General features: G+C 71.6%; 24 protein-coding genes. 4 read left to right on the top strand and 20 right to left on the bottom strand.

The genetic code is table 11. The features are described from left to right. Positions 1 to 37 precede the first annotated feature (37 nt). The 18 genes from AB0937_RS18690 to AB0937_RS18605 all read right to left on the bottom strand — a co-directional run bounded on the left by AB0937_RS18690 (position 38) and on the right by AB0937_RS18605 (position 20,413). Entirely contained in the window at positions 38 to 1,453 is a 1,416-nt protein-coding gene (locus AB0937_RS18690) for an aspartate aminotransferase family protein (RefSeq protein WP_366712965.1), read from the bottom strand. Next, positions 1,450 to 3,345, bottom strand: coding sequence for a 1-deoxy-D-xylulose-5-phosphate synthase (dxs, locus tag AB0937_RS18685; RefSeq protein WP_366712964.1), 1,896 nt, complete (start codon positions 3,343 to 3,345; stop codon positions 1,450 to 1,452). The genes AB0937_RS18690 and dxs overlap by 4 nt, the downstream gene beginning before the upstream one ends. 28 nt (positions 3,346 to 3,373) lie before the next feature. Next, positions 3,374 to 4,531 (bottom strand): flavodoxin-dependent (E)-4-hydroxy-3-methylbut-2-enyl-diphosphate synthase, encoded by a 1,158-nt coding sequence (gene ispG / locus AB0937_RS18680; RefSeq protein WP_366712963.1) that lies wholly within the window; start codon positions 4,529 to 4,531, stop codon positions 3,374 to 3,376. Positions 4,532 to 4,535: 4 nt separating this feature from the next. Continuing rightward, positions 4,536 to 5,558 carry an adenosyl-hopene transferase HpnH gene (gene hpnH, locus AB0937_RS18675; protein WP_189588126.1) on the bottom strand — a complete coding sequence of 341 codons (1,023 nt, stop codon included), beginning with the start codon at positions 5,556 to 5,558 and terminating at the stop codon, positions 4,536 to 4,538. 5 nt (positions 5,559 to 5,563) lie between these two features. Then, positions 5,564 to 6,205 carry a 1-hydroxy-2-methyl-2-butenyl 4-diphosphate reductase gene (locus AB0937_RS18670; RefSeq protein ID WP_366712961.1) on the bottom strand — a complete coding sequence of 214 codons (642 nt, stop codon included), beginning with the start codon at positions 6,203 to 6,205 and terminating at the stop codon, positions 5,564 to 5,566. Then, complete coding sequence (shc, locus tag AB0937_RS18665; protein ID WP_366712959.1) at positions 6,205 to 8,331, bottom strand: squalene--hopene cyclase; 2,127 nt, start codon at positions 8,329 to 8,331, stop codon at positions 6,205 to 6,207. The genes AB0937_RS18670 and shc overlap by 1 nt, the downstream gene beginning before the upstream one ends. 122 nt (positions 8,332 to 8,453) lie before the next feature. Continuing rightward, on the bottom strand, positions 8,454 to 9,521 hold the full coding sequence (locus tag AB0937_RS18660) for a polyprenyl synthetase family protein (protein WP_366712958.1): 1,068 nt from the start codon (positions 9,519 to 9,521) through the stop codon (positions 8,454 to 8,456). 65 nt (positions 9,522 to 9,586) lie between these two features. Beyond that, the gene (gene hpnE, locus AB0937_RS18655) at positions 9,587 to 10,999 is read right to left on the bottom strand and encodes a hydroxysqualene dehydroxylase HpnE (protein WP_366712957.1); all 1,413 of its coding nucleotides are present in this window, start codon (positions 10,997 to 10,999) and stop codon (positions 9,587 to 9,589) included. Continuing rightward, on the bottom strand, positions 10,996 to 11,130 hold the full coding sequence (locus AB0937_RS18650; protein ID WP_366713128.1) for a DUF6380 family protein: 135 nt from the start codon (positions 11,128 to 11,130) through the stop codon (positions 10,996 to 10,998). Before AB0937_RS18650 ends, hpnE begins: the two co-directional genes overlap by 4 nt. Positions 11,131 to 11,147: 17 nt before the next feature. Further along, on the bottom strand, positions 11,148 to 12,098 hold the full coding sequence (hpnD, locus tag AB0937_RS18645) for a presqualene diphosphate synthase HpnD (protein ID WP_366712956.1): 951 nt from the start codon (positions 12,096 to 12,098) through the stop codon (positions 11,148 to 11,150). Beyond that, entirely contained in the window at positions 12,095 to 12,997 is a 903-nt protein-coding gene (gene hpnC, locus AB0937_RS18640) for a squalene synthase HpnC (RefSeq protein WP_366712954.1), read from the bottom strand. Before hpnC ends, hpnD begins: the two co-directional genes overlap by 4 nt. Positions 12,998 to 13,357: 360 nt before the next feature. After that, positions 13,358 to 14,137 carry an ABC transporter ATP-binding protein gene (locus AB0937_RS18635; protein WP_366712953.1) on the bottom strand — a complete coding sequence of 260 codons (780 nt, stop codon included), beginning with the start codon at positions 14,135 to 14,137 and terminating at the stop codon, positions 13,358 to 13,360. Then, entirely contained in the window at positions 14,130 to 15,059 is a 930-nt protein-coding gene (locus tag AB0937_RS18630) for an ABC transporter permease (protein ID WP_366712951.1), read from the bottom strand. Before AB0937_RS18630 ends, AB0937_RS18635 begins: the two co-directional genes overlap by 8 nt. Before the next feature lie 106 nt (positions 15,060 to 15,165). Then, complete coding sequence (locus AB0937_RS18625; protein WP_366713127.1) at positions 15,166 to 16,038, bottom strand: glycosyltransferase; 873 nt, start codon at positions 16,036 to 16,038, stop codon at positions 15,166 to 15,168. A gap of 5 nt (positions 16,039 to 16,043) precedes the next feature. After that, positions 16,044 to 16,823: a CDP-alcohol phosphatidyltransferase family protein gene (locus tag AB0937_RS18620; RefSeq protein WP_234846803.1), complete on the bottom strand. Its 780-nt coding sequence runs from the start codon at positions 16,821 to 16,823 to the stop codon at positions 16,044 to 16,046. After that, the gene (locus tag AB0937_RS18615) at positions 16,801 to 17,862 is read right to left on the bottom strand and encodes an iron-containing alcohol dehydrogenase family protein (protein WP_366712950.1); all 1,062 of its coding nucleotides are present in this window, start codon (positions 17,860 to 17,862) and stop codon (positions 16,801 to 16,803) included. Before AB0937_RS18615 ends, AB0937_RS18620 begins: the two co-directional genes overlap by 23 nt. Next, on the bottom strand, positions 17,850 to 18,602 hold the full coding sequence (locus AB0937_RS18610; RefSeq protein ID WP_366712948.1) for a phosphocholine cytidylyltransferase family protein: 753 nt from the start codon (positions 18,600 to 18,602) through the stop codon (positions 17,850 to 17,852). The genes AB0937_RS18615 and AB0937_RS18610 overlap by 13 nt, the downstream gene beginning before the upstream one ends. Next, positions 18,599 to 20,413 (bottom strand): DUF5941 domain-containing protein, encoded by a 1,815-nt coding sequence (locus AB0937_RS18605; protein ID WP_366712946.1) that lies wholly within the window; start codon positions 20,411 to 20,413, stop codon positions 18,599 to 18,601. The genes AB0937_RS18610 and AB0937_RS18605 overlap by 4 nt, the downstream gene beginning before the upstream one ends. Positions 20,414 to 20,691: 278 nt before the next feature. Here AB0937_RS18605 and galE point away from each other — a divergent pair, with 278 nt between their 5' ends. The 3 genes from galE (at position 20,692) to idi (ending at position 23,630) form a co-directional block, all read left to right on the top strand. Next, positions 20,692 to 21,681, top strand: a complete 990-nt coding sequence (gene galE / locus AB0937_RS18600) for a UDP-glucose 4-epimerase GalE (protein ID WP_366712945.1) — start codon at positions 20,692 to 20,694, stop codon at positions 21,679 to 21,681. Positions 21,682 to 21,810: 129 nt separating this feature from the next. Continuing rightward, positions 21,811 to 22,749, top strand: a complete 939-nt coding sequence (locus tag AB0937_RS18595) for a cation diffusion facilitator family transporter (protein ID WP_366712943.1) — start codon at positions 21,811 to 21,813, stop codon at positions 22,747 to 22,749. Between the two features lie 287 nt (positions 22,750 to 23,036). Beyond that, positions 23,037 to 23,630, top strand: a complete 594-nt coding sequence (gene idi, locus AB0937_RS18590) for an isopentenyl-diphosphate Delta-isomerase (RefSeq protein WP_104780368.1) — start codon at positions 23,037 to 23,039, stop codon at positions 23,628 to 23,630. 20 nt (positions 23,631 to 23,650) lie between these two features. Here idi and AB0937_RS18585 read toward each other — a convergent pair whose 3' ends face one another. Continuing rightward, positions 23,651 to 24,157 (bottom strand): ATP-binding protein, encoded by a 507-nt coding sequence (locus AB0937_RS18585; protein WP_366713126.1) that lies wholly within the window; start codon positions 24,155 to 24,157, stop codon positions 23,651 to 23,653. Positions 24,158 to 24,374: 217 nt separating this feature from the next. Here AB0937_RS18585 and AB0937_RS18580 point away from each other — a divergent pair, with 217 nt between their 5' ends. Next, positions 24,375 to 25,130 (top strand): enoyl-CoA hydratase/isomerase family protein, encoded by a 756-nt coding sequence (locus AB0937_RS18580; protein ID WP_366712941.1) that lies wholly within the window; start codon positions 24,375 to 24,377, stop codon positions 25,128 to 25,130. Here AB0937_RS18580 and AB0937_RS18575 read toward each other — a convergent pair. Then, on the bottom strand, positions 25,117 to 25,752 hold the full coding sequence (locus AB0937_RS18575; protein WP_366712939.1) for a DJ-1/PfpI family protein: 636 nt from the start codon (positions 25,750 to 25,752) through the stop codon (positions 25,117 to 25,119). The two genes, AB0937_RS18580 and AB0937_RS18575, sit on opposite strands and share 14 nt — an antisense overlap. Between the last annotated feature and the right edge of the window lie 15 nt (positions 25,753 to 25,767).

Below are 25,767 nucleotides of genomic sequence, written 5' to 3'. Positions count from 1 at the left end.
TTGCCTCAGAGGCAAAGAGCCCGGGGTCGGCCGTGGTTCAGCGGTTGGCCACGGCCTGCTTGACGAGTGTCTTGCCGAAGTCCCACACCAGTCCGCCGTTGTGCGCGTCGTCCATCACAGCCGTGAAGGCGTCGACGAACCGGTCCACCTCGCGCTCGCCGATGATCAGCGGCGGGATCAGTTTGATCACCTCCATGTGATCGCCGGACACCTGGGTGAGGATCCGGTGCCGCTGCAGCAGCGGTACGACGACCATCTGCGCGAAGAGCCCCTTGCGGGCGGCCTGGAGCATGGCCCAGCGGCTGCGCAGCTTGAGCGACCGGGGCCGTCCGAACTCGATGCCGATCATCAGGCCCCGGCCGCGGACGTCCGCGAGCATCTCGTAGCGGTCCGTCAGCTCCGCGAGCCGGGACCTGAGCCGCTCCCCGGTGGCCCGGACATTGGCGACGACCTGCTCGCTCTCCATCACCGACAGCACCGCGAGGCCGGCCGCCATGGCCTGCGCGTTGGACCCGAAGCTCGCCGAGTGGACCAGCACCCGGTCCATCGACGAGTAGACCTTCTTGAAGATCCAGTCCCTGCCGAGGGTGGCGCCGACCGGCACATAGCCGCCGGAGAGCGCCTTGGCCACGCACACCAGGTCGGGCTCCACTCCGTCCTCGTGCTGGTAGGCGTAGAAGTCGCCGGTCCGGCCGAGGCCCGTCTGCACCTCGTCGGCGATGAGCAGCGCCTTGTGGCGGCGCAGCAGTTCCTGGGCGGCCCGCAGCCAGCCGGGCGGGCCCTCGAGCACGCCCTTGCCCTGGATCGGCTCGACGATCAGCGCGGCGACGTCGCCCTTCCTCAGTTCCCGCTCCAGCGCGTCCAGGTCGCCGAGCGGTACGGCCGTGTCGGGCAGCAGCGGCGCGAAGCCGTCGCGGAAGCCGGATTCGCCGTTGACGGAGAGGGAGCCGGTGGTCAGGCCGTGGAAGGCGTGTGCGCAGTACAGGACCCTGGGCCTGCCCGTGGCGAACCGGGCGAACTTCAGCGCGCCCTCGACGGCCTCGGTGCCGCTGTTGCCGAAGAACACCCGGTCCAGGTGCGGGCTGTGCGCGAGCAGCTTCTCGGCGAGCAGGCCGGGCAGCGGCTGGCAGTCGAACCGGGTGAGATCGGCGAGCTGCGCGTCCAGGACGTCGTGCAGCGCCTTGCGGATCACGGGGTGGTGGCGGCCGAGGCCCATCACCCCGAACCCGGCGAGCATGTCCAGGTAGTCGTTGCCCTCCGCGTCGTAGAAGTAGGCGCCCTCGGCGCGCTCGTAGACCTTGTCGAAGCCGATGGTGTGCAGCATGCGCGGGAGCTGGTGGTTGAGGTACCGGGTGTGCAGCTCGTAGCGCTCGGCCCCGCGCTCGGCCAGCAGCTTGCCGAGGTCGAACTCCCCGGCCTGCGACGACTCCGACGCGGATTCGGCGGTGGTCATTCCAGTGGCTCCTTGGACAGCTCTTCCTTGACGGCCAGGCTCGCGCTGATCCGTCCGGCGACCTCGACGGGTGTCAGGCCGATGTCGGCGAGCACCTCGGCCCGCTTGGCGTGCGCGAGGAACTGCTCGGGGATGCCGAACCGCCGCACCGGCACGTCGACGTCGGCGTCGCCCAGGGCCAGCGCCACGGCCGAACCGACCCCGGCGGCGCGGCTGTTGTCCTCGACGACGGCCACCAGCCGGTGCTCGGCGGCGAGGCCCGGGAGCGCCGGGTCGACGGGCTTGACCCAGCGGGGGTCGACGACGGTGCAGCCGATGCCGCGCGCTTCGAGCAGCTCGGCGGCCTGGAGGCAGACCGGCGCCATCACACCGACGGCCACCAGGAGAACCTGCGGCCGGGGAGAACGGTGCAGCACGTCCAGTCCGCCCACCCGGTCCACGGCCGGGACCGACGGGCCGACGGACTCCTTCGGGAACCGCAGCAGCGTCGGCGCGTCGTCCACGGCGACCGCCTCGCGCAGCTGGGCGCGCAGCTGGTCGGCGTCGCGCGGCGCGGCGATCCTGAGCCCGGGCACGACCTGGAGGACGGACATGTCCCACATGCCGTTGTGGGAGGCTCCGTCGACGCCGGTGACCCCGGCCCGGTCGAGCACGAAGGTCACCCCGCAGCGGTGCAGGGCCACGTCCATCAGGAGCTGGTCGAAGGCGCGGTTGAGGAAGGTGGCGTAGACGGCGACGACGGGATGCAGGCCGCCCGTCGCCAGGCCCGCTGCGGACACGGCCGCGTGCTGCTCGGCGATGCCGACGTCCCACACCCGGTCAGGGAACCGCTCGGCGAAGGCTCCGAGACCGACCGGGTGCAGCATGGCGGCGGTGATCGCCACCACGTCCTCGCGCTCCTCGCCGATCCTGACGACCTCCTCGCCGAACACCGAGGTCCAGGAGGGACCGCCCGACGGGGAGAGCGGTGCGCAGGTCAGCGGGTCCATCACGCCGACGGTGTGGAAGTGGTCCTCCTCGTGGGCGAGGGCGGGCTCGTAGCCGCGGCCCTTCTCCGTGAGGCAGTGGACCAGCACCGGCCCGTGGAAGCGCTTGGCGCGCCGCAGCGCGGACTCCACGGCCCCGGTGTCGTGCCCGTCGATCGGCCCCACGTACTTCAGGCCCAGGTCCTCGAAGAGGCCCTGCGGGGCGAACGCGTCCTTGAAGCCCTTCTTCGCGCCGTGCAGGGCCTCGTAGAGGGTGCTGCCGACCAGGGGCGTGCCCTGCAGCACGTCCTTGCCCCAGGCGAGCACCCGCTCGTAGCCGTCGGTCGTGCGCAGCGTCGCGAGGTGGTTGGCGAGGCCGCCGATGGTGGGGGCGTAGGAGCGTTCGTTGTCGTTGACGACGATGATCAGCGGGCGGTTCTTGGCGGCCGCGATGTTGTTCAGGGCCTCCCAGGCCATGCCGCCGGTGAGGGCCCCGTCGCCGATGACCGCGACGACATGGCCCTTCTCGCCCTGCACCTGACGGGCCTTGGCGAGTCCGTCGGCCCAGCCGAGGGCGGTGGAGGCGTGGCTGTTCTCGATGACGTCGTGCTCGGACTCCTCACGGGAGGGGTAGCCGGACAGGCCGCCCTTGCCGCGCAGCTTGGAGAAGTCCTGGCGGCCGGTGAGCAGTTTGTGGACGTAGCTCTGGTGACCGGTGTCCCAGAGGATCCGGTCGGCCGGTGACTCGAAGACCCGGTGCAGGGCGATGGTCAGCTCCACCACGCCCAGGTTGGGTCCCAGGTGACCACCGGTCCTGGCGACCGCGTGCACCAGGAACTCCCGGATCTCATCAGCCAGTTCCCCCAGTTCCGCCTCGGACAGCGCCTTCAGGTCGCGTGGTCCCCGGATGCTCTCCAGTATCGTCACGCTCGGGCCCCCTTCGGTTCCGTGCTGTTCAGCTCACGGTGACGGCCGGCTCCCCCGACCCCACGCCGTCCTGCTCCATCTGTTCGGCGATCTTCATCGCCTCTTCGATCAGCGTCTCGACGATCCTGGATTCCGGGACGGTCTTGATGACCTCGCCCTTGACGAAGATCTGCCCCTTGCCGTTGCCGGAGGCGACCCCCAGATCGGCCTCCCGCGCCTCGCCGGGCCCGTTGACCACACATCCCATGACGGCGACGCGCAGCGGCACCTCCATGCCGTCGAGTCCGGCCGTGACCTCCTCGGCGAGCTTGTAGACGTCGACCTGGGCGCGCCCGCAGGACGGGCACGACACGATCTCCAGCCGGCGCTCCTTGAGCCCGAGGGACTGGAGGATCTGGATGCCGACCTTGACCTCCTCGGCCGGCGGCGCGGACAGCGACACCCGGATGGTGTCGCCGATGCCGCGCGAGAGCAGCGCCCCGAACGCCACCGCCGACTTGATCGTGCCCTGGAAGGCCGGTCCGGCCTCCGTCACGCCCAGGTGCAGCGGGTAGTCGCACTGCTCGGCCAACTGGCTGTACGCCTCGATCATCACGACCGGGTCGTTGTGCTTGACGGAGATCTTGATGTCCCGGAAGCCGTGCTCCTCGAACAGGGACGCCTCCCACAGCGCGCTCTCCACGAGCGCCTCGGGGGTTGCCCTGCCGTACTTCTGGAGCAGGCGCCGGTCCAGCGATCCGGCGTTGACGCCGATGCGGATCGGCGTGCCGTGGTCCTTCGCCGCCTGGGCGATCTCCTTGACCCGGTCGTCGAACTGCTTGATGTTGCCGGGGTTGACGCGGACGGCCGCGCAGCCCGCCTCGATCGCGGCGAACACGTACTTCGGCTGGAAGTGGATGTCCGCGATCACGGGGATCTGCGACTTGCGCGCGATGGTCGCGAGGGCGTCCGCGTCGTCCTGCGTGGGGCAGGCGACCCGGACGATCTGGCAGCCGGACGCGGTCAGCTCCGCGATCTGCTGCAACGTGGCGCCGACGTCCGACGTGCGGGTCGTCGTCATCGACTGCACCGACACCGGGGCCCCGCCCCCGACCGGTACCGGACCGACCTGGATGCGGCGCGAGACGCGCCGCCGCGCGACCGGCCGGACCGGCACCTCGGGGACACCCAGCGGGACAGCGGTCATGACATCACTCCCGGTTCCCGGAGACCGTCTCGCGCATGGCGCGCAGGGACTCCTTGAGCGATCCCATGGTGGCGAGGACGGCGGTCGGCTCGTAGCCGCAGTGCGCCATGCAGTTGGCGCAGCGCGGGTCCTTCCCGCGGCCGTACTTGTCCCAGTCGGTGTCCTCGACCAGCTCCCGGTACGTCGGCACGTAGCCGTCGCTCATCAGGTAGCAGGGGCGCTGCCAGCCGAAAAGCGAGTAGTTCGGGATCGCCCACGCGGTGCACGGGAAGTCGACCTTGCCCTCCAGGAAGTCCAGGAAGAGCGGCGAGTGGTTGAGCCGCCAGCGCCGCCGGTTGCCGCCGGAGAAGGCCTTCTTGAACAGCTCGCGGGTCTGCTCCACGCCGAGGAAGTGCTCCTGGTCGGGGGCCTTCTCGTAGGCGTAGGCCGGCGAGATCATCATCTCGTCGACCTTGAGGTCGTCGTTGAGGAAGTTCAGCACCTCGATGATGGTCTGCGGGGTGTCGGTGTTGAAGAAGGTCGAGTTGGTGGTGACCCGGAAGCCGCGCCGCTTGGCCTCCTTGATCGCCTCCACAGCCTCGTCGAACACGCCCTCCTTGGCGACCGACTCGTCGTGCCGCTCCCGCAGGCCGTCGATGTGCACCGCGAAGGCGAAGTAGGGCGACGGCGTGAACTTGTCCATCTTCTTGCGCAGCAGCATCGCGTTGGTGCAGAGGAAAACGTACTTCCGCTTGGCCACCAGCTGGCGGACGATCTCGTCGATCTGCGGGTGCATCAGCGGCTCGCCGCCGGCGATGGACACCATCGGGGCGCCGGACTCCATGACCGCCCCCACGGCCTGGGCGACCGGCATCCGCTGCTTGAGCACCCCGGCCGGATGCTGGATCTTGCCGCAGCCCTCGCACTTGAGGTTGCAGGCGAACAGCGGCTCCAGCTCGACGATCAGCGGGAACTTGTCCCGTCGGCGGATCTTCTGTTCAGCCAAGTATGTAGCGACCTTGATGGACTGTCGGAGCGGCATGGCCATCTGGCTCACCTCCTGGGGAGCAGCAAGGAACGGTGCCATTCGAAGAAAGCGGGAAGAACGGAACGAAGAACACGGAAAGCTGATATTCCACCGCGCACCGTGCCGATCCGGACGAGTTCATGTTCAGGAGCGTCCACGACCACCCGGACGGCCGCAACCGGGCGCTCGCCGGCGCGCACGGCGCTCAGGAGCGTGGCGGCGGACTCCATGTCGACGGCGATCGCGCCGGTAGCCCGCAGAGCGGACCGTTCGGGGCCGCGCACGACGTGGTCGGAGCCGGTCAGCGGGCCGGTGTGCACGGTCCGCCCGGGCAGCGCGCGGGCCAGCTCTTTCACCAGCAGTTCGGTTCCGACACAGGGCGTCGTGCCGCGCGGGTCCCGGGTCTCCTCGGCGACGACCAGATCGCCGGGGTGCATGTCCGGCGCGAGTCCCGCGCAGAAGCCGGTGGCCAGGACGGCGGCGGCGTGCAGGGCCGGGTCGCCCAGCACGCGGGTGACGGCCCGCTCGGCGGCCGCCGGTCCCATGCCCGTCCGCAGCACCGTGACCGGTCCGCCGGCCCCGCCCCGGCCGCCCGCGCGCAGGGCGAACTGCTCGATGCCGAGCGCGCAGGCGATCAGCAGCGGGACCTGGGCGGTCTGTGCGCTCATCAGCTCCCCTCGGCCTCGGCGAGCGGCGCGCCGAGGCCGCCCCTCCGGTGTTCCCGGGCCTCGGGCGGCGGCGTACCGGCGCCGCCCCCGCGGTGCTCCCCGGCCTCGGCCGCGCGGAGTCCCCCGGCCCGGCCGCTCCCCCGGAGCCGTTCGGCGAAGGGCTCTCCGTGCAGATAGCGGCCGAGCGCGGTCAGCGGGAAGACCTGCCGGTAGAGGTGGTAGTTGATCGAGAAGTCCCACGGGAAGCCCGTCCCCGTGAAGTACGGCTCGTCCCAGGAGCCGTCCTCCCGCTGGGTGGCGGCGAGCCACTCGACGCCGCGTGTGACGGCCTTGGAGTCCCGCTCCCCCGCCGCGAGCAGGGCCATCAGCGCCCACGCCGTCTGCGAGGCGGTCGAGGCGCCCTTGCCGCTCCACTCCTTGACGTACTTGTAGGAGCGCAGGTCCTCGCCCCAGCCGCCGTCGTCGTTCTGGACCGACTCCAGCCAGACGACGGCCCGCCGGATCGCCGGGTGCGCGGCAGGGAGGCCTGCGGCGGTCAGGGCGGGGACGACGGACCCGGTGCCGTAGATGTAGTTGACGCCCCAGCGCCCGAACCACGAGCCGTCCGGTTCCTGCTCGGCCAGCAGCCACTCGATGCCGCGCCGGGTGCGCGGATCGTGGGCGAGCCCCTCCACCGCGAGCATCTCGACGACGTGCGCGGTGACGTCCGCGGAGGGCGGGTCGATGACCTCGCCGAAGTCGCAGAACGGCAGCCGGTTCGGGAAGGGGCTGGTGTTGTCGACGTCGAACGCGGCCCAGGCGCCGTTCCTCGACTGCATGCCGAGCGTCCAGCGCATGCCGCGCGCGGCGGCCCGGTCCAGCCGCTCCGGGTCGTGGTGGGTGATCCGGCGCAGCGCGAGAATCACCTCGGCGGTGTCGTCGATGTCGGGGTAGTTGTCGTTGTGGAACTCGAAGGCCCAGCCACCGGGCGGCAGCCCGGGCCGCTTCACGGACCAGTCACCGGGCCGGACGATCTCCTCGCCCAGCATCCAGTCGGCCGCCTTCACCAACTGCGGGTGGTCGGGGGGCAGCCCGGCGTCGACGAGGGCGATGGCCGCCAGGCAGGTGTCCCACACGGGCGACTGGCAGGCCTCGATCATCCGGGCCCCGTCCTCGCGCCACACGGCGAACCGGTCCAGGGACGCCAATCCCTCGCGCATCACGGGGTGTTCGAGGTCGTAGCCGAGCAGGTGCAGGGCGATGACCGAGTACACGGCCGGAGGCTGGATGCCGCCCCAGCAGCCGTCGTTCTCCTGCCGCTCGATGATCCAGCGGGCAGCGCTGTTCATGGCGGCCCTGCGCAGCCGGCGCGGGGCGACTTTCCGCAGGGCGTGCAGGCCCTTGTCCATCCGCTGGAACGCGCCGTCCCAACTGAACGGTGAGGCGAGGGGCTTGGGCGGGTTGGGCCGGTCCGGGTCGGTGTGCAGCTCGTCGAGCGGGAAGGGTGCGGGGCGTACCGGCCGCTTCGCGGAGACGATCGTCAGCGGGACGATGGTCTGCCGCGCCCAGCAGCCGAAGTCGTAGATGTTGAGCGGCACCCACTTCGGGAAGAAGACGAGCTCCGGGGGGAGTTCGGGCAGGTCCTCCCACTTCCACCAGCCGAAGAGCGCCAGCCAGATCCTGGTGAAGACCCGGGCGGCGGCGATGCCGCCCTGCGCGCGGATCCACGCGGAGGCCTTCGCCATGTGCGGGGCGTCGGGGGCGTCACCGGCGAGGCGGAGGGCGACGTACGCCTCGATGGTGGCGGACAGTTCGCCCGGTCCGCCGTAGAAGGTGGACCAGGTGCCGTCCTCGCCCTGCTCGCCGCGGATGAAGAGGGCGGCGGCCCGCGTGGTCCTCTCGTCGCGGATGCCGAGGAACTGACGGAGCAGCAGGTCCTCGGCGTCCATCGTGACGTTGGTCTCGAGGTCGCCCTTCCACCAGCCCTCGGCGTCCTGGAGCGAGAGCAGGAAGTCGGTGGCACGCCGGGCGGCGCGTGCGGCGGCTTCCGGTACCCCGGCCGCCCCGGGGGTGTGCGTGTCGGTGTCGCTGGCCGCGGCGGCTCGGGGTGGCAGGGCCCCGGTGCTTCCGTCGGTCGTCGCTGTCATGGCTTCCCCTTCGTGCAGTCCTGCATGGTGTGCATCTGCTGTGGGTCCGCCGTCGGCCGGTGCTGCGTGATGACTCGCGGCACCGGCCGGCGACTACGCGAGGGCTATTCGGCCGATAGTGATCATCTCTTTCGTACGACGACGAAGTCCGCGAGGGCCGTGAACTGTTCCCGCACCCGGTCGGGCATGTCGACGGCGTCGAGGGCCTCGATGGCGATGGTGTGCTGACGGCGGGCCTCGTCGGCGGTCCACTCCCGGCCGCCGGCCTGCTCGATGAGGGCGGCGCGGGCCGCGAACTCCTCCTCGGAGAAGTTCTCGAAGTCGCTGGCCTTGGCGTCGGCGGCGAGAATCTCGCCGAGCCGCTCCGAGGCGGAGCCGCCCGCGGCGAGCGCCGCCACGACGGGCAGGGACTTCTTGCGCTGGCGCAGGTCGCTCCAGGTCTGCTTGCCGGTGGAGACCGGGTCGCCCCAGATGCCGAGCAGGTCGTCGACGGCCTGGAAGGCGAGGCCCAGGTGGTAGCCGTACTTCTCGAGGGTGTCGGCGGTGCGGTCGTCGGCACCGCCGAGGACCGCACCGATGGAGCTGGCGCAGGCGAGCAGGGCGCCGGTCTTGTTGCCCTCCATCTCCAGGCACTCCTCGACGCTGACGCGGTCGCGGTGCTCGTAGGAGATGTCCTGGGCCTGACCGTCGATCAGGGCACGGCTGGCGGTGGTCAGGCGGCGGGTGGCACGGCCGGCCTCGACGGTGCCGAGTTCCAGGAGCACCTCGTTGGCCAGGGCGAACAGGGCGTCGCCGACCAGGATGGCCTGGGCGGGGCCGTGCACCTTCCACACCGTGTCGCGGTGGCGGCGCTGCTCGTCGCCGTCCATGAGGTCGTCGTGGAGGAGGGAGAAGTTGTGGACGAGTTCCACGGCGACGGCGCCGGGGACACCGGTCTCGGGGGCGGCCGACATGACCTCGGCGGACAGCACCGCGAGGGCGGGGCGCACGGCCTTGCCGCCGTCCCCCTCCGCGGGCCTGCCCTGGGCGTCGATCCAGCCGAAGTGGTAGGCGGCAACAGTGTCCATGGGAGCGGCCAGGCGGTCGACGGCCGCCCGCAGTACCGGAGTGGCCAGGGTCCGGCCGCGCTCCAGCAGCGCGGTCACGTCCACCGCCTCGGCAGTCCTCGAGGCCGGGGGCACAGTGGGCACAGTCTCTCCTCTTGTTGCGGTACCGGGGGTGCGGGGGCCGCCTGCCGCGCCGGCCTGGGCCGGCATCATGCCGCCTCCTCGAAATCGAAGAGGGCTTGCGGACGGGGCCGGCCCAGGGCGCCCAGCACGGCGTCCGCCGCGCTCACACCACTGCGGACCGCACTCTCCATGGTCGCGGGCCACCCGGTGGCGGTCCACGCTCCGGCCAGGTAGAGGCCGGATGCCTTGGTGCGGGCGCCGGGCCTGAGGCTCCCGACGCCGGGGGTGGGAGCGAACGTCGCGGTGCGCTCCCGGGTGACGAAGAAGTCCCGCACGGCGGCGCCGCGGGCCAGCGGCAGCAGCCGCTCCAGCTCGGGCAGGTACCGCTCGCGCAGCAGGGCCACGGGCTCGTCGATCTCGTTCTGGGCGGCGGACTGGGACACGGCGAGGTACTGCCCCTCGCGCAGCCCGGACGCCTCGGTGCGGTCGAAGACCCATTGCACGGGGCTGCCGAGGGCGGTGAAGAACGGCCGGCCGAGGACCTTGCGGTCGTAGACGACATGGACGTTGAGGATCGGCGCGGTGCCGATCCGCAGAAGCTGTTCGGGGGCGTCGAGGGCGCCCGCCGGCAGCAGGTCGTGCGCTTCGCGCTGGGGTACGGCGAGGACCACGGCGTCGGCCTCCAGCGTCTCGCCGGGTACCTCGACGGACCACTGCCCGTCCCCGGTCCGCGAGACGGAGGTGACGCGGGTACGGAGCTCGGTGCGCACCCCGGCGGAGTCGAGCGCCTTGCGGGCCAGCCGGTCGTGCAGGTCGCCCAGCGGGACGCGCGCCCAGCCGATGTCGGCGGCACCCGGCTCGGAGAGCAGACCGGTCTTGAACACCATCGCGGCGAGGGACAGGGAGGCGTCGGAGGCGACCGCGTTGAGGGTGGCGACCCCGACCAGGTCCCACAGGGCCTGCACGGCACGCGCCGACTGGCCGTGCGCGGCGAGCCAGCTGCCGAAGTCCCGGGTGTCCAGCGCCGGGTCGGTCAGGTCGAGCCCCTTGAGCGCGAGCGCGGCCCGGCCCACCCTGGCGCGGTCGGCGAGCGACAGGTGCGGATAGGCGGCGAGGCTGCGCCCCAGGTGCAGCGGCACGGGCAGGGCGTCCCGCCGGAGCCGGCCGAGCCGTCGCCCCTCGGGCCGGGCGGCGTCCAGGACGGGCACGTCCAGCCGGTCCTGCAGCGGGGCGAGCTCCGCGCCCTCGATGCGGTCGAGGAACCAGCGGTAGGCGGTGCAGCAACGCAGGTAGACGTGCTGGCCGTTGTCGACGGTGAGGTCGCCGCGCCGGAAGGAGAAGGCGAGCCCGCCGAGTCGCGGCCTGCCCTCCAGCAGGGTGACGCGCACACCGGCGTCGGCGAGCGCGAGCGCGGTGGTGACACCGGCGAGCCCGCCGCCCACCACGACGGTGTGCCGCGCCGGTGCGGCCGGTCCTGCGGACCGTGTGCCCTGGGTCATCGCGCGCCCTCCCCCGCGGCCCGGGCGTGCTGCTCGAACGGTGCACGGCGGGCCGTCTCCGTCAGGGACGCGGCCCCGGGCCGGAGGGTTGCGCGCCGCTTTCCGCCGGCGGCGGCCGCTGTCCGCCGCACGTACGCCTCTGTCTGCCTCACGCACGCCTCCTGACGGTTCGCCGGGTCACGTGCCGAGTGTCCAGACCGGACAGGCCGCGCACCGCGACGTAGGCCTTCTCACGGCCGGGCAGCGAGACGCGGCCGCGCAGCACGGCTTCCGGGTCGCGCTCGATGCGGTCGAGCAGGCGGCGGTAGATGCCCGCCATGGCGGCGACGCAGGCGCCGCTGCGCCGGTCGAGCATGGGGAGCAGCCGGTAACCCTCGGCGAACAGGGCGCGGGCCCGTCGCACTTCGAAGTGCACGAGGCCCGCGAAGTCGGAACCCTCCGGTGGCCGTGGCCCGCTGAAGCCGACCGAGCAGCCGAACTTGGCGAGATCGTCGGCGGGCAGGTAGGTCCGCCCGCCGACAGCGTCCTCGCGGACGTCTCTGAGGATGTTGGTGAGCTGGAGCGCGAGCCCGAGCGTGTCGGCATACTCCGGCGCGCGGTCCACCCCGCGCGCCCTGGGTTCGGTGCCGAAGACGCCGAGCGAGAGCCGCCCGATCGCGCCCGCGACACAGCGGCAGTAGACCTTCAGGTCGTCCCAGGTCTCGTACGTCTCGCCGCGTACGTCCATGAGGACGCCGTCGATGAGCTCGTCCAGGCCGCCGAGCGGGATCGGGAAGGCCCCGGCGGCGTGCGCGAGGGCGACGGCGACCGGGTCGGTGTCGTCCTCGTCGACCCGGTCCTCGCGGATCCGGGTGAGCAGCGCACGGGTCTCCTCCAGGCGGGCCACCTTGACGTCGTCGGCGAGTGCGCCGTCGCCGATGTCGTCGACCCGCCGCGAGAACGCGTACAGCGCCGACATCGCACGGCGCTGGGGCGTCGGCAGCAGCCGGATGCCGTAGGCGAAGTTCCGTGCCTGGCGTCCGGTGACGGCCTCGCAGTAGCTGTAGGCGGCGAGGACCGGCGGGGATGCGTGTGGTTCCGACTCCACGGCCCGGATCACCCCTCTCCTCGCAGAGTCACGCCCACCTCACGCAGCAACCGGACCTTGCCGGGCTTGGGCGGGCCGGGAAGTACGTCGTATCCGGCGGCGGCGATCGCGTGGACGGCCGCCCTCCCCCCCGCCACGAACCCTGCGAGCAGCAGCTTCAGCCTGCCGTGGACGCTACCCACCAGGGGGGCGCCTTCATTCAGCAGCTCCCGGGCCCTTTGCGCTTCGTACGCAATCAGCGCACGGACCGACGCTCCGGCGGATTCCGTGGCGAGATCCGCTTCCCTGACGTGGAAACGCTTCATGTCCGTGGCGGGCAGGTAGACGCGGTCGCGGGCGAGGTCCTCGGCGACGTCCTGGAGGTGCTCGACGATCTGGAGGGCCGTGCAGATCATGTCGGATCGGCGGATCCGCTCGGGCGTCGAGGTGCCCGTCACCGCGAGGACGAGACGGCCGACGGGGTTGGCGGACAGCTCACAGTAGGCGAGCAGGTCGTCGTAGGTCTCGTAGCGGCCGACCAGCTGGTCCTGGCGGTTGGCGGCGATCAGGCCGAGGAACGGCTCGGGGCTGAGCGCGCACCGGCGCACGGTCGGCTGGAGGCGGCGCAGCAGGGGGTGCCGCGGGGTCGAGTCGAAGACCCGGCGCAGGTCCGCCTCGAAGGCGTCGAGCAGCACCAGCCGGTCCTCGGCCCCCTGCGGGGAGACGCCGAGCAGCCGGGCGTCGGCGCCGCCGGGGGCGAGGTCACCGTCGCCGATGTCGTCGACCAGGCGGGCGAAGCCGTAGACGGCCATGAGGTCGGTGCGCCAGGCCCGGGGCAGGAAGAAGGGGGCCACCGGGAAGTTCTCGCCGGCGGCCTTGTCGAGCGTGCCGCGCTCCGGATCGAGGGGGCGCGCCGTGCCGGTTCCCGTCACCGCCGACTGCCCGGGGCGGGGACGGCACGTGCTGCGTGGAGCTGGGGAGTTTCCGTAGCCATCGCCGTCACATCTCCCGTTCTACACTGCCGACCCAATACGCACTATTTCGGACACGCCGCCCAGCCGTCCGCACGGCGGTCCGACGGGCGGTGTCGCGCATTATCGCCCTGATTGCCGTGTTTCGGGACCGGTACAGCTTACGTTGTACAACGCGACACGGTTCGTCAGGGTGTACCGCGCATCACGAGAACACACCGATTGGCCCCAAGATTCCTGAGATGGGCCGGAGTTGACGTTTCCTTTGCAGACGCCGGGCCCCGCCGGAGCAGTTCCGTCGGGGCCCTGGCCGGATGCCGGCTACTTGCCCGTGAACTTCTCGTACTCCTTGAGCACCTCGTCGGTGGGGCCGTCCATGCGCAGCTCACCGCGTTCCAGCCACAGGACGCGGTTGCAGGTGTCGCGGATGGACTTGTTGTTGTGGCTGACCAGAAACACCGTGCCGGCTTCCTTGCGCAGCTCCCGGATGCGGTCCTCGGAGCGCTTCTGGAACTTGCGGTCGCCGGTCGCCAGGGCCTCGTCGATCATCAGGACGTCATGGTCCTTGGCCGCCGCGATGGAGAAGCGGAGCCGGGCCGCCATGCCGGAGGAGTAGGTGCGCATGGGCAGCGTGATGAAGTCGCCCTTCTCGTTGATGCCGGAGAAGTCGACGATGTCCTGGTAGCGCTCCTTGATCTCCTCCCGGGACATGCCCATGGCGAGCCCGCCCAATATGACGTTGCGTTCGCCGGTGAGGTCGTTCATCAGGGCCGCGTTGACGCCGAGCAGCGAGGGCTGACCGTCGGTGTAGACCTTGCCCTGCTCGGCGGGGAGCAGCCCGGCGATGGCCCGCAGCAGGGTCGACTTGCCGGAACCGTTGGAGCCGATCAGGCCGATGGCCTCGCCGCGGTACGCCACGAAGGAGACGCCCCGCACGGCGTGCACCTTGCGCACGCCCCGCTCCTCGCCGCGCTTGAGGATGCGGCTGAGGGCGGCGGTGGCGCTGCCCTTGCCGGTCTTGGCGCCGTTGACGCGGTAGACGATGTGCAGGTCGTCCGCGACGACGGTGGGGACGCGTGCGTCCTGCTTCTGCTCAGCCACGGCCGTACCTCTCCTCCGCCTTCCAGAAGTACACGAAGCCGCCCACGGCGAAGAGCACGGCCCAGGCGCCCGCGGCCGCCCAGACGTGGTCGGGCAGGAACTTCGCGCCGTAGTCGTCGATCAGGGCGAAGCGCATCAGGTCCATGTAGATCGCGGCCGGGTTCCACTGCAGGAGGTTCGCGATCCAGGCCGGCTTGTCCGCCAGGAAGATCGGGATGGAGAACATCACTCCCGACGCGTACATCCAGGTCCGCATCACGAACGGCATCAGCTGCGCGAGGTCGGGGGTCTTGGCGCCCGCCCGGGCCATGATCAGCGCGAGGCCGGTGTTGAAGCAGAACTGCAGCACGAGCACCGGCACGATCAGCAGCCAGGACAGGTCCGGGTAGTGGCCGAAGCCGATCGTGACGGCGAACAGCACGATCATCGAGAACAGCAGCTGCTGGAGCTGCTGGAGCGCGAAGGAGATCGGCAGGGAGGCGCGCGGGAAGTGCAGGGCGCGGACCAGGCCGAGGTTGCCGGAGATCGCGCGCACGCCCGCCATGACCGAGCTCTGCGTGAAGGTGAACACGAACACACCCGTGACGAGGAACGGGATGTACACCTCGCGGGGCAGCCCCCGGTCGGCCTCCAGGAGCAGGCCGAAGATGAAGAAGTACACGGCCGCGTTCAGCAGCGGCGTGGCCACCTGCCACAGCTGGCCGAGCTTGGCCTGGCTGTACTGGGCGGTCAGCTTCGCCCGGGAGAAGGCGAGGATGAAGTGCCGCCGGTCCCAGAGCTGACGGACGTACTCGATGAGGGACGGACGGGCGCCGCTCACGGTCAGCCCGTGCTTGGCGGCGAGTTCCCTCGCCGTGAGGCCCTCGTCGGGCGCCGCGGGCGGGGTCACCGCGACCGTGGCGTCGTGCGTTGTCTCACTCACTAGTGGAAACTTTCGTCTTCGAGATGCTCGGCCTGTGCCGGTCCGGCAGGAGCCGGGGCCGGGGTACGGCCCGGGGGTTCCCGGGGTGTTCCCGGATACGAGCTTGTCAGATGACGGGGGGCCGGCCCAGCCGGGTCAGCCGCCACACCGTACGCCACTTCATGGGCCTGCGGGGCCCGCACGAAGTGGTCCAGCCCTCGCGGAATCCGCCGAACCAGGCCCGCAGCGCACTGCGGGAGGGACGGCGCACAAGAGTGAGCAGCAGCCACACGCCGAGGTAGACCGGGACGAGCGGTGCGGGGAGGTTGCGGCGGGCCAGCCAGACGCGGTTGCGGGCGACCATGCGGTGGTACACGGCGTGCCGCGAGGGAGCGGTCGTCGGGTGGTAGAGCACCATGTCGGACCGGTAGTCGATCATCCAGCCCGCGTCGAGGGCCCGCCATGCGAGATCGGTTTCCTCGTGGGCGTAGAAGAACTCGTCCGGGAGTCCGCCGACGTCGGCGAAGACGCGGGTGCGGACGGCGTTGGCGCCGCCGAGGAAGGTGGTGACGCGCGAGGAGCGCATCGGGTCGGCGGCGCGCAGCCGGGGGACGTGGCGGCGCTGGGTGACGCCGGTCTCCGGGTCGGCTATGCGGAAACTCACGATGCCGAGCTTCGGGTCCGCCTCGAACGCCTTCCGGCACAGCTCCGCGGTGTCGTGGCCCGCGAGCAGGCCGTCGTCGTCGAGGAAGAGCAGGATGTCGACGTCCCGGCCGGAGGGGCCGAAGGCCTCGATGCCGACGTTGCGCCCGCCGGGGATGCCGAGGTTCTCGGGCAGTTCGATGGTGCGGACGCCCTCGGGGACGTCCGGGACGGGCGAGCCGTTGCCGACGACGACCACATCGACCGGGTCGCCGTCCTGCTTGGCGACCGAGTCGAGCAGGGCGCGCAGTTCCTCGGGCCGGTTGCCCATGGTGATGATGACGGCGCCGACCTTCATGCCGCTCACTTCAGCCTGCTGGAGGCGAGGATGGACACCAGGTGCAGCAGGGTCTGCACGAGCGCGATGCCGGCCAGCACCGCCACGCCGAGCCTGGAGAAGAACAGGTCGCCGCGGGCCTGGTCGGCGATCGCCAGGACCAGGATCAGCAGGGACGCCTCGATACCGAGGATGAGGCGGTGGAACTTCAGGGCGGCGGCGGCCTTGCGGGCCAGGGCCATGCCGGAGGAGCGCATCTCGGCGGCGGTCTCCTGGACCGGCGGCTTTCCGGCCTGGTGCCGGGCGACGCCGACGAGGTCGGTCTCCGCCTTGATCAGGATGGCGCCGAGGGCGGCCAGGGTGCCGAGGAAGGCCCACAGCCAGTCGATGCGGCCGCTGCCCCACAGGTCGGCGGCGCGCAGGCCGAAGCCGGTGAGCACGGCGGCGTCGGTGAGATAGGCGCCGACGCGGTCCAGGTAGACGCCGTTGAGCGAGTACTGCTTCTTCCAGCGCGCGATCTCGCCGTCGACGCAGTCCAGCAGCAGGTACATCTGGACGCACACCACGCCGAGGACGGCGCCCGGGATCCCCGGCACCAGCAGTGCCGGGGCCGCGAGCACACCGAAAACGGTCATCAGGTACGTGAGCTGGTTGGGCGTGACCCTGGTGTTCACCAGGTAGCGGTCGACCCGCAGGGACACCTCACGCATGTAGAGGCGTCCCATCCAGTGCTCACCGCTGCGCCGGTCCTTCACCCCGGCGGGGTGAACGACGGGGCGTAGTTCAGCTACCGATGGCCTTGACATAGTCGGTGTACGTGTCCTTGATCTGTTCGGTGTTCAGGTCGAGGTGTTCGAGGATGGTGTAGCGGCCGGGCCGGGTCTCCGGGGCGAACTCGACGGCTTTGACGAACTCGTCCGTCGTGAAGCCGATCTCGCCCGGCAGCACGGGCAGGCCGTGCCGGCGCAGGACCTCCGCCATGTACGCCGACTCCTCGTGCGCCCCGCGCAGCCACATCGCGAAGGCCGCGCCGAGACCGCACTGCTCGCCGTGGGAGGCGGCACGCTTGGGGAACAGCAGGTCGAAGGCGTGATTGATCTCGTGGCACGACCCCGAGGCCGGCCGCGAGTCGCCCGAGATCGACATCGCGATGCCGGTGAGGACGAGCGCCTCGGCGAGTACCTGGAGGAAGTCGTTGTCGCCGATCCCGCCCGGGTGCCGGAGCACCGCCTCGCCCGCCTGGCGGGCCATGGCGGCGGCGAGTCCGTCGATCTTCTCGTCCTTGACGCGGTTGGCCAGTTCCCAGTCGGCGATCGCGTTGATGTTGGAGATCGCGTCACCGATGCCGGCGCGGACGTAGCGGACCGGCGCGTCACGGATGACGTCCAGGTCGATGACGACGGCGATCGGGTTCGGCACGCCGTAGGAGCCGCGGCCCGCGTCGTTGTCGAGGGTGGCGACCGGCGAGCACAGGCCGTCGTGCGCGAGGTTCGTGGGCACGGCGACCAAGGGCAGGCCGACGCGTGCCGCGGCGAACTTCGCGCAGTCGATGATCTTGCCGCCGCCGAGGCCGACGACCGCGTCGAAGTGACCGGCCTTTATGTCGCTCGCCAGCCGGACCGCGTCGTCGAGAGTGCCGCCACCGACCTCGTACCAGGTGGCGCCGGGCATGCTCGGCGAGATGCGCTCGCGCAGCCTGGCGCCGGAGCCGCCGCTGACGGCGACGGCGAGACGGCCGGAGTGCGAGATGCGCTCGTCGGCGAGGACGCACGCCAGGTCGTCGAGGGCACCCGCGCGGATGTCCACGACGAGCGGCGAGGGGATGAGCCTCGTCAGTACTGGCATGCGATCTCCCGGCCCCGGGCGAGATCGTCGTGGTTGTCGATCTCCACCCACTTGACGTCGCCGATCGGCGCCACGTCGATGCGGAAGCCACGGTCGACCAGCTCCTGGTAGCCGTGCTCGTAGAACTGCTGCGGGTCGGTCTCCCACACGGCCTTGAGGGCGTCGGCCAGCTCGGGGGCGGCGTCGCCCTCGATCAGGGTGACGCCGATGTACTCGCCGGTCGCCTCGGCGGGGTCCATCAGCTTGGTGATCTTCGTCATGCCCTTGGCGGGGTCGACGACGACCTTCATCTCCTCGTCGGCCAGGTCCTTGACCGTGTCGAGGGCGAGGATGATCTTCTTGCCGTCGCTGCGGGCGGCGAGCAGCGTCTTCTCGACGGAGACCGGGTGGACCGTGTCGCCGTTGGCGAGGATCACGCCGTCCTTGAGGGCGTCACGCCCGCACCACAGGGAGTAGGCGTTGTTCCACTCCTCGGCCTTGTCGTTGTCGATGAGGGTGAGCTTGAGGCCGTACTTCTGCTCCAGGGCCTCCTTGCGCGCGTACACGGCCTCCTTGCGGTAGCCGACGATGATCGCGACCTCGGTGAGACCGATCTCGGCGAAGTTGCCGAGGGTCAGGTCGAGGACGGTGGGTTCGCCGTCTATGCCCGCGGGGCCGACCGGCACCAGTGCCTTGGGGAGGCTGTCGGTGTAGGGACGCAGGCGCCGGCCGGCGCCGGCCGCGAGCACGAGGCCGATCATGCGGTTTCTCCTTCATCGTGTACGGCGGATGCGCCGCCCTGGTGGGCGGCCACCCAGAAGCGGATGCTCTCGACGAGCACCACCAGGGCCACGGCCACGGCGAGAACCGTGAGCGCGACCTTGAACTGCGAGGCGGTGAGCAGCGCGGCGAGGACGGTGACGAGCAGCGTCCGCCCTTCCTGCCCTCCGATGGAGCGCACCAGCCAGGCCGGGGGTGCTCCGGCGTCGCCGCGGATGCGGTAGACGGTGTCGTAGTGATGGTAGGCGACCGCGGCCACCAGCCCGAATGCCGCCGGAAGGGCTCCGCCCACGTCCGCCTTGGCCGCCAGGACCAGGACGGTGCCGTACTCGGCGGCGCGCAGGAACGGCGGGACCAGCCAGTCGAGGGCGCCCTTGAGGGGGCGGGCCACGGCGAGGCCGGAGGTCAGGGCGTAGGCGAGGGCCGCGACGGGGGGCCAGGGGCCGCCGAAGTCCGTCAGCGCCGCGGTGAGGACGACGGTGAGAGCGCCGAGCAGGGCGACGGCGGGGGCGGCGAAGCCCGGCAGCCCGCGGGCGGGCTTCCTCAGCGCCTCGGCGAAGCCCCGGGCGAGGGGACCGCTGTCGGCGAGGTCACCCAGGGCAGCGGCCGCCCGGTCGGTCCGCCTGGCCTTGCGGGTCAGGGAGCGCAGCACCCGCCCGGCCGTGGTGTACGTGGCGGCGAAGGCGCAGCCGACGAGCAGTGCGTAGAAGGTGATGCGGGGCGTCGTGGCCGCCGTCAGGACGGCGATCATGGCCCAGCGTTCGCCGATGGGCAGGACGATCATCCGCCGGACCCAGACCGTCCAGCCGACGCTGTCGAGCTTGTCGGAGAGGGCGGCGGTGGGGCTGGTGTTGGCGGTGGCGTCGTGGTTGGCCTCGTTGAAGGAGAAGTCCACGACGTGCCGGCAGGTCTGCAGGACCATGGCGCCGAGGGCGAGGGCCCAGACGTCGTCACCGCCGCGGGCCGCGCCGAGCGCGAGGCCCGCGTAGTAGGCGTACTCCTTGGCCCGGTCGAAGGTGGCGTCCAGCCAGGCGCCGAGCGTGGAGTACTGCAGGGAGTAGCGGGCGAGCTGGCCGTCGGTGCAGTCCAGCACGAAGGACGCGATCAGCAGGACGCCGGCCGCGACGAAGCCGCCGCGGGTGCCGGTGGCCGCGCAGGCCGCCGCTATGAGGGCGGTGATCAGCGAGGCGGTGGTGACCTGGTTCGGGGTCAGGCCGCGGCGGGCGCACCAGCGGGCGATGTAGCGGGAGTACGGGCTGATGCAGTAGGTGGTGAAGAAGCCGTCGCGGGCCTTCACGGCGGACTTCAGGCGTACGGCCTCGTCGTCGATGTCCGTGACCGCCTGCCGTGCCTCGTTGCGCGCCTGGGGGTCGGCGGGGACGGCGGCGACGAGACTGCCCAGCTCGGGGCGGTGCACCGCCGTGCCGTCGGCGTCCAGGGCGGTGAGGATGCGGTCGGCGAGGCTGTCGACGAGGGTGGTGCCGCCGCCCGCGGAGTTCTCGCGTGCCATCGCCCGGGTCAGCGCCTGGCGCCCGGCGGGCTGGGCGGTGACGGCACCGGGGATCGCGGCGAGCGGGAACCGGGGGTCGGTGAGGCCGAGGCGCAGCGCGTGCAGGTGCCCCACGAAGCGGGCGTCGACCAGGGCGACCCGCTCGTCGCCCGGCACCTCGGCGAGGAGGGTCTCGGCCTCGGCGGCGTCGGTCGCGGTCCGGAGGTCGAACCCGAGGGACCGCAGGTCGGCCTCGATCGACGATCCGGGGACCGGCTGGCCGGTGAGGATGGCGGTCGGCAACCGAATTCACTCCCTGGGTACCGGCGCTTCCGCGCCGGTGACGTACATGGTGGGGGCGCCTTCTCCGGTGGCTCCCGGGCGGCATGTCGGCAGAGGCTATCGGATGCCGGGAGGGCCACGTTCACCGCCCGTTCGGCGGCTGGATCGACGTGGTTCGCACGAGCCCTTGCCGCGATCATCATCGTGGATCCGGGGCCCGCCTCACAAACCGCGCGTCCTTAAGCGGACAACGAGGACATTGCGCGGGCGGTGTCCGGGGCCGCATAGGGTGGGCGACCATGACGTGGCTGATCACCGGCGGTGCCGGCTATATCGGAGCACATGTGGCCAGGGCCATGACCGAGGCCGGGGAAAGCGTCCTCGCCCTGGACGACCTGTCGGCCGGGGTGCCCGCGCGGCTCCCCGCCGAGGTACCGCTCGTGCGCGGCTCCTCGCTGGACGGGGACCTGCTGCGGCAGGTCTTCGCCGAGCACGGCGTCACCGGGGTGGTGCACCTCGCGGCGCGCAAGCAGGTGGCCGAGTCCGTCGCGCAGCCCACGCGGTACTACCGGGAGAACGTCGGCGGTCTGGCGACCCTGCTGGACGCGGTCGCCGGGGCCGGGATCGAGCGCTTCGTGTTCTCCTCGTCGGCCGCCGTGTACGGCGACCCGGGTGTGGACCTCATCACGGAGGACACGCCCTGCGCCCCGGTGAACCCGTACGGCGAGACCAAGCTGGCCGGGGAATGGCTGGTGCGGGCGGCGGGGGAGGCACACGGGATCTCCACCGTATGTCTGCGCTATTTCAACGTGGCGGGCGCCGCCGCGCCGGAGCTGGCGGACACAGGCGTCTTCAACATCGTCCCGATGGTCTTCGACCGGCTGACGCGCGACGAGGCGCCCCGGATCTTCGGCGACGACTACCCGACCCCGGACGGCACCTGCGTCCGTGACTACATTCACGTGGCCGACCTGGCCGAGGCCCATCTGGCGGCCGCCCGGCGACTGGCCGGGGGCGGCGGCAAGGGTGATCTGACGGTCAACATCGGCCGTGGCGAGGGCGTCTCGGTCCGTGAACTGGTCACGGTCATCGGTGAGGTCACCGGCGACCGCCGGCCTCCGCTCGTCGAGGAGCGCCGCCCCGGCGACGCACCCCGGGCGGTGGCCTCGGCCGCCCGGGCGGCCGCCGAGCTCGGCTGGACCGCCCGGCGCGGGGTGCGTGAGATGACCGAGTCGGCCTGGCGGGGCTGGCTGCTGCACCACGGCTCCCGCCCCGGGCAAGCGTCCTGACCTGCTCTTCGTTTCCGCAGGTCAGAGCACATGACAACGGTGTTCAGTGCCGCGTTGCGGATACCCCCTCCCCGTAGTTCACTGGGGTCCCCGAGCACGATCAGGCGGACGCAGGGAGGCTGACTTCTCATGGGGGCTGGGCACGATCACGGGCACGCGCACGGCGCGGCGGCCGGCGGTACGGCGACCTCGGCGTACCGCGGCAGGCTGCGCGTCGCGCTGGCCATCACGCTCGGCATCGTGGTCGTGCAGGTCGTCGGCGGTACCCTGGCCGACTCGCTGGCGCTCGTCGCGGACTCCGCGCACATGGCGACGGACGCCCTGGGCCTCGGCATGGCGCTGCTCGCGATCCACTTCGCGAACCGGCCGCCCAGCGAGCGGGCCACCTTCGGCTACGCCCGGGCCGAGATCCTCGCCGCCCTGGCCAACTGTCTGCTGCTGCTCGGGGCCGGCGGCTACGTCGTGTACGAGTCGGTCCAGCGCTTCATCACGCCGGCGGAGACCGAGGGCCGGCTGGCGCTGCTGTTCGGTGCGATCGGCCTGGTGGCGAACCTGGTGTCGCTGTCGCTGCTGATGCGCGGGCAGAAGGAGAGCCTGAATGTGCGCGGCGCGTTCCTGGAGGTGGCGGCCGACGCCCTGGGCTCGGTCACGGTGATCGTCTCGTCCGTGGTGATCATGCTCACGGGCTGGCAGGCCGCCGACCCGATCGCCTCGCTCGTCATCGCGCTGATGATCGCGCCCCGCACGTGGAGGTTGCTGAGCGAGACGCTGTCCGTGCTGCTGGAGGCCGCTCCCAAGGACGTCGACATGGCGGAGGTGCGGTCGCACATCCTCGCCACGGACGGCGTGGAGGACGTCCACGACCTGCACGCCTGGACGATCACCTCCGGGATGCCGGTGCTGTCGGCGCATGTCGTCGTCAGCCCGGAGGCCCTGAACGCGATAGGGCACGAGAAGATGCTGCACGAGCTCCAGGGCTGTCTCGGTGACCACTTCGACGTGGAGCACTGCACCTTCCAGCTGGAACCGAGCGGGCACGCGGAGCACGAGGCGCGGCTCTGTCACTGACGCGGTGGCCGGGAGACGCGTGAGGCGGGGGGCGCACTGCGCCACCTGTGCGCCGGAGAACGCAACCCTCCGCCGCGCGCCCGCGTCCTGAGCCCCACAGAGCCGGTGGGGACGATTTTCCGCCTGCCTGGCCGGGCACGATCCTCTACCGGGTCCCTTTCCGGTGTCCGACCGGTGCCGCCACGGTCCGCGTCGCCGCGCGGGACATGCGGGCCGGCCGCGAAGTGCCGGGAGTGCCGGATTCGTACGGCAGACTTGGGGCGCGAAGACCGATGTGAAGGATGGGTATGCCGATCACACCTGCCACCGCGACGCACAACCCGTCGAACGGCACCGCAGACGCGATTTTGCTGGAACTGGTCGACGAGGACGGCGTGACGATCGGCACCGCGGAGAAGCTCGCCGCCCACCAGCCGCCCGGACAGCTGCACCGGGCGTTCTCCGTGTTCCTCTTCGACGAGTACGGCCGGCTGCTGCTCCAGCAGCGCGCGCTGGGCAAGTACCACTCCCCCGGTGTGTGGTCCAACACGTGCTGCGGCCACCCCTACCCCGGCGAGGCGCCCTTCGCGGCGGCGGCGCGGCGCACGTTCGAGGAGCTCGGCGCCTCCCCGTCGCTGCTGGCCGAGGCGGGCACGGTCCGCTACAACCACCCGGACCCTGAGTCCGGTCTGGTGGAGCAGGAGTACAACCACCTCTTCGTCGGCATGGTGCAGGCCGTGGTGCGGCCGGACCCGGAGGAGGTGGCGTCGACGGTGTTCGTGACCCCTCCGGAGCTGGCGGAGCGGCACGCCAAGGACACGTTCTCGTCCTGGTTCATGACCGTCCTGGACGCGGCCCGGCCGGCGATCAGGGAGCTGACGGGCCCCTCGGCCGGCTGGTGACCGGGGCCCGGCGACGGGCCCTACGCGAAGCGCGCGGGTTTGAGCGGCAGGGCGGCCCAGATCACCTTGCCGCCGCTCGCGGTGTGATCGACCTCGCACATGCCGCCCGCCTCCCGGGTGACCTCGCGCACCAGGAGCAGCCCCCGCCCCCCGGTCCGGCCGTGGTCGGTCTCCAGGGCGGTGGGCCGGTAGGGGTGGTTGTCCTCCACGGACACCCGGAGCCAGTCGGCGCCGACGGCCAGTTCGACGGCGATCGTCGGCGACAGCACCGCCGCGTGCTTCACCGCGTTCGTCACCAGCTCCGAGACGATCAGCAGCAGCCCCTGGGCCAGGTCGTCCGAGACCGGCACTCCCTGACGCCGCAGCAGGTCCCGTACGGCGTGCCGTGCCTGCGGGACCGAGGCTTCGACCGCCGGTGCGGTGAACCTCCAGACCCCTTCGTACGGCAGCGGGTCCGCGGGCGCCGGGCCGAGGGGCGCCGCACCGCCCTCCGGGCGCGGACCGAACCCACGCCCCTGGTCGTCCATAGTCCGGTCGCCACCCTCGCGCTCGATTGTCGCCACACCTCGAGTGTTGGGAACGATGCGCCTCGCACCCGTGACTGAACACAAGTCAGCAGGTATCGAACGCTTCTGACCGTTGGCGTATGACACGGTCAGTTGTGGGACTGGTCCTGTCCCTGTTGTGCCGTCTTGGCGAACTATTCGGGTTGTACGGGTTTGGCGTCCGGATAGCATCCGGCGCATGGAGCCGCAGCTGCAGTGCCGTGCGACCGGGTCGGTCGCGACGGTCGTCATACGTCATCCCGAGAAGCGCAACGCCATGACGGCCGCCATGTGGCGCTCTCTCCCGCCGCTGCTGGAGGAGCTCGCGGGCGATGCGGCCGTGCGGGCGCTGGTGCTGACCGGCGAGGGCGGGACGTTCTGCGCCGGGGCCGACATCTCGACGCTGCGGGGCTCGCCGGAGGAGGCGCAGGGGCTGGCCGTGCGGGCCGAGGAGGCGCTGGCCGCGTTCCCGAAGCCGACGCTGGCCGCGATCCGGGGCCACTGCGTGGGCGGCGGGTCGCAGCTGGCCGCGGCCTGCGATCTGCGGTTCGCCGAGGAGGGAGCGCTGTTCGGTGTGACCCCCGCGAAGCTCGGCATCGTGTACCCGGCGTCCTCGACCCGGCGGCTGGTGTCCCTGGTGGGGCCGGCCACCGCCAAGTACCTGCTGTTCTCCGGCGAGCTGATCGACGCGCCGAGGGCGCTGCGCTCCGGGCTGGTGGACGAGGTGCTGCCCGGGGGCGAACTCGGCAAGCGGGTCGAGGAGTTCACCCGGATCCTGGTGTCCCGCTCGCAGCTGACGCAAGCGGCTGCCAAGGAGTTCGCGGACGGGCGTACGGACCGGGACGCGCACTGGGCCGGGCAGGCCCGCGCGAGCGGCGACACCGCGGAGGGTGTCGCCGCGTTCCTGGAGCGCCGGCAGCCGCGGTTCGACTGGAGCGTGCCTACGTCAGGATGACCCCGGAGTGCTCGCGGAACAGTTCGACGAGGTGCGCGGGGGCCTTCTCGGGTGATCCGGCGTCGTAGGGAGGCTGCGGGTCGTACTCGGTGCCGAGCTGGACGAGCCGCGCGTGGTCGTCGCCCGCGATCCGGCCGAGCAGGGTCAGCCCCATGTCGATGCCGGAGGAGACACCGGCAGCCGTGACGTACTTGCCGTCGGTGACGACCCGCTCCCCCGTCGGGTCGGCGCCGTGGCGCTTCAGTTCCTCCAGGGCCAGCCAGTGGGACGTCGCGCGGCGGCCCCGGAGCAGTCCGGCCGCGGCGAGCAGCAGGGAGCCGGTGCACACGGACGTCGTCCAGGTACTGGTGGCGTCGGCGGTGCGCAGCCAGGTGAGCAGGGGACCGTCCGCCGCGAGGGGGAGCGGGCCCGGGCCGCCGGGGACCACGATGATGTCGGGGTGGGGTACATCGGCCAGGGACCGGTCGGCGACGAGCGCGAGGTTCCCGGAATCGTTGCGCACGGGGCCGGCTTCCTCGGCGACGAAGACGGTCTCCGCGTCCGGGAGCCGGCCGAGGGTCTCGTAGGGGCCGACGGCGTCGAGGGCGGTGAAGCGGTCGTAGAGGACGACGGCGATCTGCATGGGGTCCCTTCAGCA

The sequence above is a fragment of the Streptomyces sp. NPDC047880 genome (assembly GCF_040706515.1).
In the GTDB taxonomy this organism is placed as follows: Bacteria; Actinomycetota; Actinomycetes; order Streptomycetales; family Streptomycetaceae; genus Streptomyces.
Note: the sequence above shows the minus strand (reverse complement) of the source record. Positions and strands in the feature narration are given on the sequence as shown.